Here is a 13252-nt window from a genome sequence, read left to right on the forward strand (position 1 = left end):
TCCTACAGTATGACATCCACTTCCAAGCCAAAATGGTCGGAAACCACAGGTTTATTTTTACCGTTAAAAATTACCTGACTGGATAACACCCTTTTTGCTTGATTTAAAAAAATATAATCCAAACGCTTTTCTTCGCTATGACCACACCAACCGTCAATGGCTTTTTCCACCGTAATACCTGAGTCTCTTTGCTCGGCAAGTTCGTAGCTGTCAAGTAAACCTAATGATTTGATTTGCTGATAGGCTTGCGGATTATTGATTGCATCAGTATTAAAATCACCCATGAGGATTTTTAAATTTCCACTTCGGTTACGCTTAACGATATTCCGAATATTGTCGAGTTGATTTTCGCCTTCGCAATCGGGCAAATTAATATGGCAGGAATAACAATCAATAAGTTGGTTTTGGTATTCCACCGTTAAACCGAGGATTTTACGTGAAAGGATAGAATCAAGATGTTGGTGCTGACTGCAATAAAAAGGATCTACTTCATAAACCGGTAAACGGGTTAAAAATGCGATACCTTCATCATATTTATCATAGCCAATATGTGAATTGCTCCAAAATAACGAATATTTTTGCTCAACTTGTCGGTTAATTTGGCGTAATAAGATTACGCCATAATTATCCTGTTTTAAGGATTGAGCAATTACCGGAGCTGTTATGAGTTGGTTTACTTCCTGTAACGCAATAATGTCGTAACCCTTTTCCACTATTGTTTGAGCAAGAATTGCGATTTTTTCTGCTTGGTTATCTTCTAACCAAGCGTGTACGTTTAGGGTAAGTAGTTTCATTTTGTTCTTTCCTTAGCTCTCACAGTGCCAAATATCTGTATTATATTGCGCAATAGTTCGGTCTGAGGAGAAGAAGCCTGCTTTGGCGATATTGTGAATCACTTTTTTATTCCAACTATCTTGATCTTCATAATCCGCTAAAATTTGCTCTTTAACTTTGATATAAGCGTTGAAGTCAATTAAGGTCATAAACCAGTCTTTATTCAATAGTTCATTATAGAGGCGTTCCAAACGTACCGAATTACCGAGTTTTACTAATGCCGGATTAACAATAAAATCTACCGCACGTTTAATGTGTTCATCATTGGCGTAGTAGTCTTTTGAAACATATCCTGCCGTCTCATAAAGTTTAATGATACTTTGCGAATCTTTACCAAAGGTGTAAATATTCTCTGCGCCTGCCAGCTCCGCGATCTCAACATTCGCACCATCCATTGTCCCCAGCGTTAATGCACCATTAAGCATAAACTTCATATTACCTGTGCCGGATGCTTCTTTTGACGCAAGGGAAATTTGCTCTGAAATATCCGTTGCCGGAATTAATTTTTCAGCTACACTTACATTATAGTTTTCTACTAAATAAACATTTAAATATTTGTTTACTTCCGGATCATTATTGATAAGTTCGGATAAACAAAGAATTAAGTGAATAATATCTTGGGCAATCACATAAGCTGGGGCAGCTTTACCGCCAAAGATAACGGTAATTTTACGTTGAGGTAATTTACCTGCCTTAATTTCAAGATATTTATGAATCACATAAAGTGCATTCATTTGCTGACGTTTGTATTCATGGAAACGTTTAATTTGTGTATCAATAATTGAATTTTCGTCTAATTCAATGCCTTTATTTTCTTTAAGATAGGTTTTTAAGGCTAATTTGTTCTTAAATTTAATTTCAGCCAGTTTTTGATGAACTTGTTTATCATCAGCAAAGGCAAGTAATTTTTCTAATTGTGTGGCATCTTGTAGATAACTATCCCCAATGAGTTGTTTGAGATAAGCCGCCAATTCTTGGTTGGAAAACTCTAACCAACGACGGAAAGTGATCCCATTGGTTTTATTATTAAATTTCTCCGGATAAAGGGCATAAAATGCTTTGAGTTCCGCATTTTTCAAAATGTCTGTATGTAACGCCGCAACACCATTGACCGAGTTTGAAAAATGGATATCCATGTGTGCCATATGGACACGATTATGTTCATCAATAATTTGTATTGTAGGATCTTTATATTCGCTACGTACTAATTTATCTAATTTTTTAATGATGACGACTAAGTGTGGTACGACTTTCTTTAAATAAGTAAGCGGCCATTTTTCTAAAGCTTCGGCAAGAATCGTGTGGTTGGTATAACCCACCATGTTACGCACGATTTCTACCGCTTCTGAAAATTTAAGATGGTGTTTTTCAGTAAGTAAGCGAATTAATTCAGGAATCACCATAGAAGGATGGGTATCATTAATTTGTACATAAGCATAATCCGCCAAATCGTGTAAATTGCTACCACGTTCAAGGGCTTCATCAATTAATAATTGTGCTGCATTGGAGACCATAAAATATTGTTGGTAAATGCGCAATAATTCTCCATTTTTATCAGAGTCATCGGGATAAAGAAATAAAGTTAAATTTTCTTTAATGTTCGTTTTATCGAACTTAATCCCATCTTTGATTAAGTGATAATTCACCGATTCAATATCAAATAAATTGAGGTAATTTTTAGTTGATTTTTTATAACCCAAGATATCAATACGGTCTAATTTTGAAGTCAAAGTAAAAGATTTAAATGGCACTTCATAGCTAATTTTTGTTGGAATTAGCCAAGAATTTTCTTCGATCCAATAATTCGGTTCGGTTTTTTGCTCGTTTTGTTTAAAGACTTGTTTAAATAATCCGCAATGATAATTCAACCCCACACCTTCGGCGTTTAAGCCAAGCGTCGCCATTGAGTCAATAAAACAGGAGGCTAAACGCCCTAGGCCGCCATTTCCTAATGAGGGTTCAGGTTCAATATCTTCAATATGACTTAATGATTTTCCGGCTTGTGCCAATTCATCTTTAACTTCTTGATATATCCCAAGGTTAATAAGATTATTAGATAATAATTTACCAATCAAAAATTCAGCAGAAATATAATACACTTTCCGTTTTCCTGTATTTTTTGGTTTATCCGCAGAAAGGGTTTTTATATAGTTTAATAACTGTGCATAAATCGCCTGATCATTTAATTCTTCAAGAGACTTGTTTGTATTAGATTGCACAAAATTACTAAATTTAATCATTGTTTTTTCCTTATTTGCTCTTTGATATAACGTGGTTATTTTCGTTAAGAAATCTTTTTTATCTTGCGTTAAATCGGTTTCTTGCATTCGCCATTGCCAATTTCCTCCAATGGTAGAAGGAATATTCATTCTTGAACGGGTTGGTAAATCTAAAACATCTTGCATGGTTGCAATCGCTGTGTTACTTACCGTCGCGAATAATTGACGAATTACTGCCTGACAAATAGATTCATCAGCACCACGATGGGTATAATCATTGACATATTGTTGTTGTTCTGAAGTTAAATTGTCATACCAACCGTTAATAACATCATTGTCGTGTGTGCCGGTGTAGGCAATACAATGAGGGATGCAATGATGTGGGCTATCAAAACTTGCGCCGGTGGTATCTTCAAAACCGAATTGTAAAATTTTCATACCTGGATAACCGCAATCTGCTAACAGTTTCTTCGCTTTATCATCAATATTGCCCAGATCTTCAGCGATAATCGGTAAGTCACCTAATTGTTGTTTTACCGCTTCAAATAATTCGTAGCCGGGACCCGGTTGCCAGCTACCGTACTTGGCAATGTCTGCTTTGCCGTCCACTTGCCAGTAATCTGAAAAACCTTTGAAATGGTCGATACGAAGTACATCGTAAATTTTGAAACTTTCCGCGATACGATAAATCCACCAAGCATAGCCTTGTTTTTTATGTTCATCCCAATTATAAAGCGGATTGCCCCAAAGTTGTCCCGTAGCGCTGAATTGATCGGCTGGAACCCCTGCTACAAACAGTGGATTGCGTTCATCATCCAATTGGAAGAGTTCCGGTTTTGTCCATACTTCCACACTATCTGCGGAGACATAAATAGGCATATCACCGATAATTTTGATACCTTTTTGGTTCGCATAATTTTTCAAGGCTTGCCACTGTTTGAAGAAAAAATATTGCGTGACTTTAAAATATTGAATCTGCTGTGCCAGTATTGTGCGGTATCTTTCTAAGGTTTCGGGGTTACGCGCAATGAGTTGTTTATCGCCCCATTTTTGCAAAGCTTGATTACCGAAATGCTCTTTAATTGCCATAAATTCCGCATAATCAGCCAACCAAGTGCGGTTGTTTTTTTCAAAGTTTTCAAATTCAGGCTGTAACTTATCACTTGCAACGAAATTTTTTACCGCAATTTCTAAAATAGGACGTCTTGCATAAGATATACGCTCATAGTCAACTTGTGTCGGATCATCGCCAAAATTAACAGAAAGGTAGTCTTTTTCTTTTAAAAGCCCCATTTGTGCCAATAAATCAAAATCAATTAAGTGAGGATTACCGGCAATAGCTGAAAAAGATTGATAAGGGGAGTCGCCATAGCTTGTTGTAGTTAATGGAAGGATTTGCCAATAAGTTTGCTTAGTTTCAACCAAAAAATCTACAAAATCATAGGCGGGTTGCCCAAAACTGCCGATACCGAATGAATTAGGTAATGAGGTGATATGCATTAAAATGCCACTTGAACGAGTAAGCATAGTTTTTTCCTTATGGGAGCAAGAATTGCTGCCAATTTTAGCTAAAATTTTGCGTTATGCAATATCTTTTACGTAAAAGTTAAATCATTAACGTAAAAGTGTGATTTTAATCACAATTTATACGTATAGCTTTAGGTAATTTATGCTATCCTATTCACTAAGCAAGAAACATGGAATAAAGAATGAGTAAATATAAAAAAGTCTATAATGATATAAAAGGTCAAATCAACAAGGGAGTTTTAACGAAAAACCAGGAATTACCTAGTGAAAATGAGCTAATGCAAAGCTATGGTTTTTCGAAAGACACTATTCGTAAAGCACTTTCATTGCTCGAAATAGACGGCTATATTCAAAAGCAACAAGGAAGAAATTCTATTGTTTTAGAGCAGGAGCCGGTAAAACCTCAGGTACTTTCTGAAATTAAAACGCTGAGAGAATTAAATTACTCTTCAACCCATCAAGTGAAAACAACATTAACGAGCCTGTATATTGTACAAGGGGAAGAAAACCTAATGCATATCTTTAACGTAAATGATCAAATTGATTTTTACCGTATAGGTCGTATACGTGAAATTGATGGGGAAAATGTGGAATATGAACTTTCTTATTTTGATCGCCGTATCGTGCCTTTTATTAACCGTGATATTGCGGAGCAGTCTATTTATCACTATTTAGAAAATGAATTAGGTTTGAAAATTAGTCATTCACAACGGAAAATTGTCTTTCGTTATGCCAATGAAGAAGAAAAAAATGCTTTGGACCTTGGAGAGTACGAGATGATTGTTAGTGTAACCAGTACAACCTATTTGGCGGACGGACGCCCGTTTCAGTACGGTAGTATTAGTTATCGTCCTGATAAAATTATCTTTGCCGCCACAGCGAAACGGAATGTAAAACATTCATCACCAGAGTAACAATTATGGTGACGTTTTATCTGAATTTCATGGATTTTGAGGAAATGGGCGGTTTAACCGATTATGGAATCAAATTTTTATCATAAAAAATTACTATGATGATCAAAATCAAGGAAAGTGCCGAGTAAGAGTTGGTTTTGAGAGGATTATATGACAAAACAATTTTTCATTTATGGACGAGTGCAAGGCGTGGGATTTCGTTATTTTACTTGGAAAGAAGCGAAAAAATTAGGGATTAAAGGCTCGGTCAGAAATCGGGCTGATGGTTCGGTGGAAGTTATTGCTCAGGGGAGTGAAGAGCAGTTAGAAGTTTTTGAGCAATGGCTAAAGTTAGGTCCTAGAACGGCAAAAGTTGAGCGAGTGATGATTTATATTCATAAAGAAATTTCAGCGGAAGATTTTTCCGTAATTCATGGTTAAAAATGACCGCACTTTTTGCCTAGTCACTCGGTTTTACGTAGAATACAGCAATTTTCTAAGTTGCGAGTTTCATTATTAAGGAGGATTATGCGTAATCAAACCAAACTTCATCTTGAGCTACTTCAACAAACCATGCAACGTTTGAATTTGTGGCAGTCTGTACCACCGGCACAGGAAGCATTTTTAAGTGAAGAACCTTTTTCGCTTGATACGATGACACCGGAAGAATGGCTGCAATGGGTATTTATTCCACGCATGCATGCTTTATTGGAAAGTGGAGCTCCATTACCAAGTCAAATTGCTATTTCACCTTATATTGAAGAAGCGTTAAAAGAGTTTGATGGGCTTACGTTATTACTTGCTCCCTTATTAGAATTAGAAAAATTATTGCAGAATCAATGAACCTAGAGATTCTATATCAAGATGAATGGTTGGTTGCCGTGAATAAACCTGCCGGGATGTTGGTGCATCGTAGTTGGTTAGATCCCCACGAAACACAATTTGTTATGCAAACGTTACGCAATCAAATCGGGCAGCATGTCTTTCCTATACATCGTTTAGATCGTCCTACATCCGGTGTGCTATTGTTTGCCTTAAACAGTGAAATTGCAAATTTGATGTGTCGCCAATTTGAGCAAAAAAAAGTAAAAAAATCCTATTTAGCGGTGTTGCGTGGTTATTTGGAAGGGATAGGTCGAATTGATTATCCGTTGAAAATTCAGCTTGATAAAATTGCCGATAAATTTGCAAAAGAGAACAAAACGGCACTAACGGATTATGACGTAGAAATGCCTTATCCGGCAGGACGTTATAAGAATTCACGCTATTCTTTGGTGCGTTTAATTCCACATACGGGGAGAAAACATCAATTACGTCGCCATTGCAAACATATTTTTCATCCTATTTTAGGTGACACACAATATGGTGATTTGCATCAAAATCGGGCTTTAACGGAAAACACAGGTTGTAAACGTTTATTGTTGCATGCGGAAATGTTATGTTTTATCCATCCTATTTCACAGGCAACAATCACAATTCATGCACTATTGGACGAGCAATGGCAAGATTTAATGACAAAATTCGGCTGGTAAATTTATGTTAGATATACAATTAACGCACGAAGAACAACAAAGAGCGGTTGAAAAAATTCAACAATTAATGGCAAAAGGTATAAATAGTGGTGAAGCAATTCAAATTGTGGCAAGAGAATTGCGCGAATTATATGAAAAATCAGCAAAAAATACTGAAAAATAAAAATATTTTGTGATCTCTATAACATTTTTTAATATTGGTTGTTGCATAAAAAAACAAAATATTTAAATATAGCGACCAATTAAGGTGATAAGGCATGCGCCTTATTTTGTTTTATGGTTGTATAGGCAAAGCCTATAAGAGGTCAATAATGGAAATCGGTATTGTTAAGTGGTTTAATAACGCAAAAGGATTTGGTTTTATTTCCGCGGAAGGCGTGGAGGCTGACATTTTCGCACATTACTCTGTGATTGAGATGGATGGTTATCGTTCATTAAAAGCAGGACAAAAAGTGCAGTTTGAAGTGATTCACGGCGATAAAGGATCTCATGCCACAAAAATTATTCCGATTGTGGAATAAGATAAGAGCGTGAATTAAACTGCGCTCTTAAAATTTCTCTATTTAGTTTAATTTAAAAGACAAGGTTTGCAGCCTTGTTTTTTCTTAATAGTCAAACATAGTTTGCCTATTAAGAAAAAGTGCGGTGAAATTTGACCACACTTTATTTCAGATTTAAACAACCATTTGTAAATGATGTTTAGGCAATGCACCTTGAGAACATTCCTCTATAAAATCACCCCATACTTGCAGTAATTTGAATCGTTGTTCTAATCGTTCGCCACGGTCATAAGCGGCTTTTATCCGGTCTGATTTCATGTGGGATAACGCCACCTCGATTAATTCGCTGTCATAACCTTGTTCGTTAAGGTAGGTGCTGGCGATTGAGCGTAAACCGTGCGGCCACCAGCTTACCGGCATAGCCCATTCGCTTAATGGCCGCATTTGCGGTTTGCGTGTTTACGTGGGTTTGAGGATTTTTCACACAGGGGAAGAGATAGGTTTTGCCACCGCTTAATTTCTTGATTTCTCGTAGCAAGGCGAGGGCTTGGCGTGACAGGGTTATTTTATGAATGCGTCCCTTATCGCTTTCTTTAATGCCTTTTTGAATGTAAATCGTCCATAGTCTTGTGGTTTCGTCAATGTCCTCATAGCGTGCCGTTGCCGCCTCATTTGGGCGTGTCATCGTGAGAAGTTGCCATAGGATTAAATAACGTGTCTGTAAGTGAATTTGAGCGTGATTTAAGGTGTAAATAAACTCGCTCAAATCTTCCGGCTTGATGGTTTTGAAATGTTCGACTGTGGGACTATCAAATTCTTTTGAGATATTGGCGGTAGGGTTCACCGATATAATGTCACGGTGTAGGGCGTAGGTCATTATCTCGTTGTGTTTTTGAATCGTGCGTTTGAGTTTCTCTAATTTACCCTCGTCTTGATATTGCTTAAAGGCTTTCAAGGCTAAAGGGGCGGTAATTTGAGAAATAGGCAAGTGTCCAAAGTGGGGGAGTAGATTCCGTTTAATGAGGCTTTCTACGTCTTTTTGATAATCAAGTGAAAAGTTCTTTTTGGTTTTGCGATACTCGAACCACGCCCAAGCGATAGATTCATAGGTATTGATTAATTCTTTGTGTTTGATTTCTTCTTGCTGTTGCTGTTGCTGTTGCTGTTGGTGGTGGATTTGCGGATCGATACCTTGAGAAAGCAAAGCCCTTAATTCTTCCCGTTTTTCCCTTGCTTGTGATAGTGAAACATCGGGATATTTTCCCAATCCAATTAAAGCCCGTTTTTTGGTTAGTGGTTTGTAGTAATTAAACCGCCATAGTTTCGCACCGGTTGATTTAATCAATAAATAAAGCCCCAATCCATCAGATAGGGTGTAATCTTTATCTTTAGGCTTGGATTTGTCGATCTCTGTATTTGTAAGAGGTTTAGTTATACGTGCCAAAATAACCGCCTTTTCTGAGTATAACTAACAAAAAAATCTAACCAGCAACAAAGCCTTAAATATCAAGCTCTCGTGAGTTTTTAGTTATACGTGATTTGTTGATTGATGAGCAGTATAACTAAACGTATAACTAAAACTCAAGGATTTAGTAATACCTCATAGGCTCGCATTGGACAATAAAAAAGCCTTGAAGTTAGTATTTTCAAGGCTTTGTCGGTTCTTGTTGGATTTGTTTGGATTTCAATTTGGTGGAGCTGGCGGGAGTTGAACCCGCGTCCGAAATTACTCTACCTTCAGTACTACACGTTTAGTCAGTCTTTAGTTTCACTTAAGCATGCGGACAGACACGCTAAACTTAAATTAGTTTGATTTAATTTAATGCTTCGATCCTCAAACGGCGGCTTCCACACGATCTCGTTTTGGTTTGACTCCGCGTTATCCCCGTCTTACGAGCGGAAGCTGGGGCGCGAAGGCTAAATGCAGGTTATTAAGCTGCTAAAGCGTATTGTTCGTCGTTTGCGACTATTTTTTTGCGGTTTATTTACGAGGCCTACCGCACCTCGACGTGCACCTTGGGCTTCGCTAATCCCGTCGAATCCAGAATCAGCCCCAAAATTCCGGCAAGTGTAGCAAAAAAGAGAACCGAATAAAAGAATCTATTTATTAATCCTCTGTATTAGGTTAGAATTCGACCATTTTTTATTAAAGGAAAAACATAATGAAAAATTTAAAACTTTTCATCACAGTTTCAATGGCATCGCTATTTTTGGCTATGAATACATTTGCGGCGCCGACAAAAGCATCATCAAAAACAACGAGTAAAAAAGAGGCTGCCGCTGAGGTAAATTCTATTTCACAGGCTGTTTCGATTAATGTTGAAGATAGTCAATTAATGATTGATAACAATGGTCAAGCTTTGGTGGTGTTTAAATATGTGGTGACAAATACTGGCAATAAACCTATTTCAAATATTCAATGGATAAGTGCTTATGTGAGTAAACGTGAGGTAATTCACAGTCAAAATATGCAGCTGGAATTAGAGTCCACTTTAATGCCAAGTAAATCAATCACAATTAATTTACAAATTCCGTTCGTACAAATTGAAGAAAAATTTAGACCAATGTTTACAGATTTACAGTCTAAAATTGATGTTTATTTCATCGATCGTATTGTTCGATTTAATGATAAAAAGGAACTCCACGAACGTTAAGATTTATAGGGCTTTTTTAGCCGAGTGGCCGAGAATTGCCACGTACCTTAATCATTTCCCTCTGAATTTAAGCCTGCCGCTATGCAGGCTTATTTTATATGTATGGTTGAACAGTGGTTTTGTTCTCGCTATACTAAACACCTGTATTTTTAACCGCACTTTGATTTATGTTTTTGGCCCGCAAAATTATTCATATTGATATGGATTGTTTTTATGCTTCGGTAGAGATTCGTGATAATCCTTCCTTGCAGGGGAAACCTGTTGCCGTGGGTGGTAGTTCCCGTCAGCGTGGTGTTTTAACAACATGCAATTATGAAGCGAGAAAATTTGGTTTACATAGTGCAATGCCAACTTCACAGGCGGTGAAGAAATGCCCAAACCTTATTCTCGTGCCGGTGAATATGCCTCTATATAAACAGGTTTCGGTGCAAATTCATCAGATTTTTCGCCGTTATACCGATATTATTGAGCCTCTTTCCTTAGATGAAGCCTATCTGGATGTGACTGATTGCAAAAAATGTTCAGGATCAGCAACTTTAATTGCAAAAGAAATACGCCAGGCTATTTTTGATGAATTGAAATTAACCGCTTCAGCCGGTATTGCACCGCTTAAGTTTCTCGCTAAAGTTGCCTCTGATATGAATAAACCCAATGGACAGTTTGTGATAAAGCCTGATGACGTGGATGAATTTGTGAAAGCCTTATCTTTGAAAAAAATTCCAGGGGTGGGAAAGGTGACATCGCAACGTTTATTAGATATGGGATTGGAACACTGTGGGGATGTGCAAAAATTAGATCAAACAATATTACTCAATCAATTTGGCAAAATAGGCAAGCGGATTTGGGATTTTAGCCATGGCATTGATGAACGGGAAGTGCTACCTCATCGGGAACGTAAATCTGTGGGCGTAGAACGTACGTTGATAGAAAATATCCATCATCTGGAGCAAGGTATTGTGTTGCTGGATAAACTTTACACCGAACTCATTCACCGTCTTGAACGTAGCGTGCCAAATACACCGTTATCCTCATTTCGCAAAATAGGAGTAAAACTTAAATTTGAGGATTTTCAAGTGACCACTTTAGAAAAAACAGGCTTGCCATTGTCATTATCAGGGTTTCAACAGCTATTAACTCAGATTTGGCAACGGAGTAAGGGAAAGTCAGTACGATTAATTGGATTACACGTTAATTTACCCGAAGAAAATAAACATGAGCAAATGACCCTTTGGTGATATAATTCGCCCCTTTCTATGGGATAGGTGCTGGAGAAGTAATGGAACATCAACTCGATGATATTATCGCAATTTTTAATCAATGTTTTGAACAAGAATATAATACCCGCCTTGTAAAAGGGGGCGAAGAACCTATTTACATTCCGGCAAATGAAAATGTGCCATACCATGCAATCTATTTTGCACGGGGTTTTTATAGCAGCGCATTGCATGAAATCGCCCATTGGTTGGTTGCCGGCAAAGAGCGCCGTAAATTGGAAGATTTTGGCTATTGGTATGAGCCGGACGGACGTTCTGAGGCGCGCCAGCGTGACTTTGAAAAAGTGGAAGTCAAACCCCAAGCCTTAGAGTGGATTCTTGCCACCGCAGCCGGTTTCCGTTATTTTGCCAGTGTTGACAATCTCAACGGTAATCCCGGCGACACTCAACCTTTCAAACAAGCTGTCTATGAGCAAGTAAAAATCTATGCACAAAAAGGGTTACCAAAACGAGCGGAAACCTTACGTAAAGCCTTGGCGGATTTTTATGGCACGGAAGATCGAATTGATTTAAGCAAATTTGATGTAAGTCGGATTTAAAAGTGCGGTTGATTTTATGCATAATCACTGATGTGATTATTTATGGCTTAGCCAGCGTTGGTAAAAAGCCAATGTTCAAAAAACGTTGTTTTTTGTGACCGCACTTTCCACGCTGTCAATTTTTCCTAAAATCAGCTAGAATACGCTGATTTTATTAGTGGTTTGGAATATAAAAGAAAAAGAAGATGAAAGAATCCATTATTGTAAAACTTGAAAGTTTAAAAGAACGTTATGAAGAATTGGAAGCGTTGCTGGGCGATGCATCTGTCATTAGTGATCAGGATAAATTCCGTGCTTATTCTAAAGAGTATGCGCAACTTGAAGATGTAGTGAAATGTTTTCATCGCTGGACACAACTTAATAGTAACATTGAAGAAGCGGAAATGTTGTTAGATGATCCGGAAATGAAAGAAATGGCACAAATGGAAATTGAAGAATCCAAAGAGGAAATCGAAGAAGTGGAACAACAACTTCAAATTCTCTTGTTGCCAAAAGATCCGAACGATGAATATAACTGCTATTTGGAAATTCGTGCAGGAACAGGTGGAGACGAAGCGGGAATTTTTGCCGGTGATTTATTCCGTATGTATAGCCGTTATGCGGAAAGTAAACGTTGGCGTGTGGAAATGCTCAGTGCCAATGAAAGCGAGCAGGGCGGCTATAAAGAAGTGATTGTAAAAGTCAGCGGTGAGGGGGTGTACGGTCAGTTGAAATTTGAATCGGGCGGTCATCGTGTACAACGTGTGCCGAAAACCGAATCTCAAGGCAGAATTCATACTTCTGCTTGTACTGTGGCGGTTATGCCGGAATTGCCGGAATCGGAAATGCCGGAAATCAATCCTGCCGATTTGCGTGTTGATACTTATCGCTCATCCGGAGCGGGGGGGCAGCACGTCAATACCACCGATTCAGCTGTGCGTATTACCCATATCCCAACAGGTATTGTCGTAGAATGTCAGGATGAACGCTCACAGCATAAAAATAAAGCAAAAGCCATGTCGGTGCTTGCCTCACGTATTGTGCAGGCAGAGCAAGAACGCCAAGCGGCAGAACAAACAGATATGCGCCGTAATTTATTAGGTTCGGGCGATCGTTCCGATAAAATACGCACCTATAATTATCCGCAAGGGCGGGTGACGGATCACCGTATTAATTTAACGATTTATCGTTTAGATGAAGTGATGAATGGTAAAATTGATGAACTGATTCAGCCGATTATCACCGAATATCAAGCGGACCAGTTGGCGGCATTATCTGAAACGAATTAACGATTAGGGCAT

At 38.0% G+C, this 13252-nt stretch carries 12 protein-coding genes, 1 other RNA gene and 1 pseudogene; 10 read left to right on the forward strand and 4 right to left on the reverse strand.

The window, feature by feature from the left end:
- Window positions 1-2: 2 nt before the first annotated feature.
- Together BKK47_RS04415 and malQ are read right to left on the reverse strand one after the other, a co-directional pair.
- Window positions 3-794, reverse strand: coding sequence for an endonuclease/exonuclease/phosphatase family protein (locus tag BKK47_RS04415; RefSeq protein ID WP_077493692.1), 792 nt, complete (start codon window positions 792-794; stop codon window positions 3-5).
- Between the two features lie 12 nt (window positions 795-806).
- Window positions 807-4580 carry a 4-alpha-glucanotransferase gene (gene malQ, locus BKK47_RS04420; RefSeq protein ID WP_077493693.1) on the reverse strand — a complete coding sequence of 1258 codons (3774 nt, stop codon included), beginning with the start codon at window positions 4578-4580 and terminating at the stop codon, window positions 807-809.
- Between the two features lie 182 nt (window positions 4581-4762).
- Here malQ and BKK47_RS04425 point away from each other — a divergent pair, with 182 nt between their 5' ends.
- From BKK47_RS04425 to cspD, 6 genes are all read left to right on the forward strand, one after another.
- Complete coding sequence (locus tag BKK47_RS04425) at window positions 4763-5494, forward strand: UTRA domain-containing protein (protein WP_077493694.1); 732 nt, start codon at window positions 4763-4765, stop codon at window positions 5492-5494.
- Between the two features lie 150 nt (window positions 5495-5644).
- The gene (locus tag BKK47_RS04430; RefSeq protein WP_077493695.1) at window positions 5645-5914 is read left to right on the forward strand and encodes an acylphosphatase; all 270 of its coding nucleotides are present in this window, start codon (window positions 5645-5647) and stop codon (window positions 5912-5914) included.
- 87 nt (window positions 5915-6001) lie between these two features.
- On the forward strand, window positions 6002-6316 hold the full coding sequence (locus BKK47_RS04435; protein ID WP_077493696.1) for a YqcC family protein: 315 nt from the start codon (window positions 6002-6004) through the stop codon (window positions 6314-6316).
- Window positions 6313-7005 carry a tRNA pseudouridine(65) synthase TruC gene (gene truC, locus BKK47_RS04440; RefSeq protein ID WP_077493697.1) on the forward strand — a complete coding sequence of 231 codons (693 nt, stop codon included), beginning with the start codon at window positions 6313-6315 and terminating at the stop codon, window positions 7003-7005. Before BKK47_RS04435 ends, truC begins: the two co-directional genes overlap by 4 nt.
- Window positions 7006-7009: 4 nt before the next feature.
- Window positions 7010-7168, forward strand: a complete 159-nt coding sequence (locus BKK47_RS04445) for a YoaH family protein (protein ID WP_077493698.1) — start codon at window positions 7010-7012, stop codon at window positions 7166-7168.
- Between the two features lie 148 nt (window positions 7169-7316).
- Entirely contained in the window at window positions 7317-7526 is a 210-nt protein-coding gene (gene cspD, locus BKK47_RS04450; protein WP_018355702.1) for a cold shock domain-containing protein CspD, read from the forward strand.
- Window positions 7527-7679: 153 nt separating this feature from the next.
- Here the strand turns inward: cspD and BKK47_RS04455 are convergent.
- Both BKK47_RS04455 and ssrA read right to left on the reverse strand, forming a co-directional pair.
- Window positions 7680-8949, reverse strand: a pseudogene (locus BKK47_RS04455) (integrase arm-type DNA-binding domain-containing protein).
- A 246-nt stretch (window positions 8950-9195) separates the two neighbouring features.
- Window positions 9196-9560, reverse strand: a transfer-messenger RNA (tmRNA) gene (gene ssrA, locus BKK47_RS04460).
- A 161-nt stretch (window positions 9561-9721) separates the two neighbouring features.
- On the opposite strand from ssrA, the gene BKK47_RS04465 reads away from it, so the two are divergent.
- The 4 genes from BKK47_RS04465 (at window position 9722) to prfA (ending at window position 13240) form a co-directional block, all read left to right on the forward strand.
- Window positions 9722-10159 (forward strand): hypothetical protein, encoded by a 438-nt coding sequence (locus tag BKK47_RS04465; RefSeq protein WP_244149109.1) that lies wholly within the window; start codon window positions 9722-9724, stop codon window positions 10157-10159.
- Between the two features lie 167 nt (window positions 10160-10326).
- Window positions 10327-11394, forward strand: a complete 1068-nt coding sequence (gene dinB / locus BKK47_RS04470; protein WP_077493700.1) for a DNA polymerase IV — start codon at window positions 10327-10329, stop codon at window positions 11392-11394.
- A 41-nt stretch (window positions 11395-11435) separates the two neighbouring features.
- On the forward strand, window positions 11436-11972 hold the full coding sequence (locus BKK47_RS04475) for an elongation factor P hydroxylase (RefSeq protein ID WP_077493701.1): 537 nt from the start codon (window positions 11436-11438) through the stop codon (window positions 11970-11972).
- Between the two features lie 185 nt (window positions 11973-12157).
- Window positions 12158-13240, forward strand: coding sequence for a peptide chain release factor 1 (prfA, locus tag BKK47_RS04480; protein ID WP_077493702.1), 1083 nt, complete (start codon window positions 12158-12160; stop codon window positions 13238-13240).
- Window positions 13241-13252 lie beyond the last annotated feature (12 nt).

It is taken from the genome of Rodentibacter mrazii, from assembly GCF_001998825.1.
Lineage (GTDB): Bacteria > Pseudomonadota > Gammaproteobacteria > Enterobacterales > Pasteurellaceae > Rodentibacter > Rodentibacter mrazii.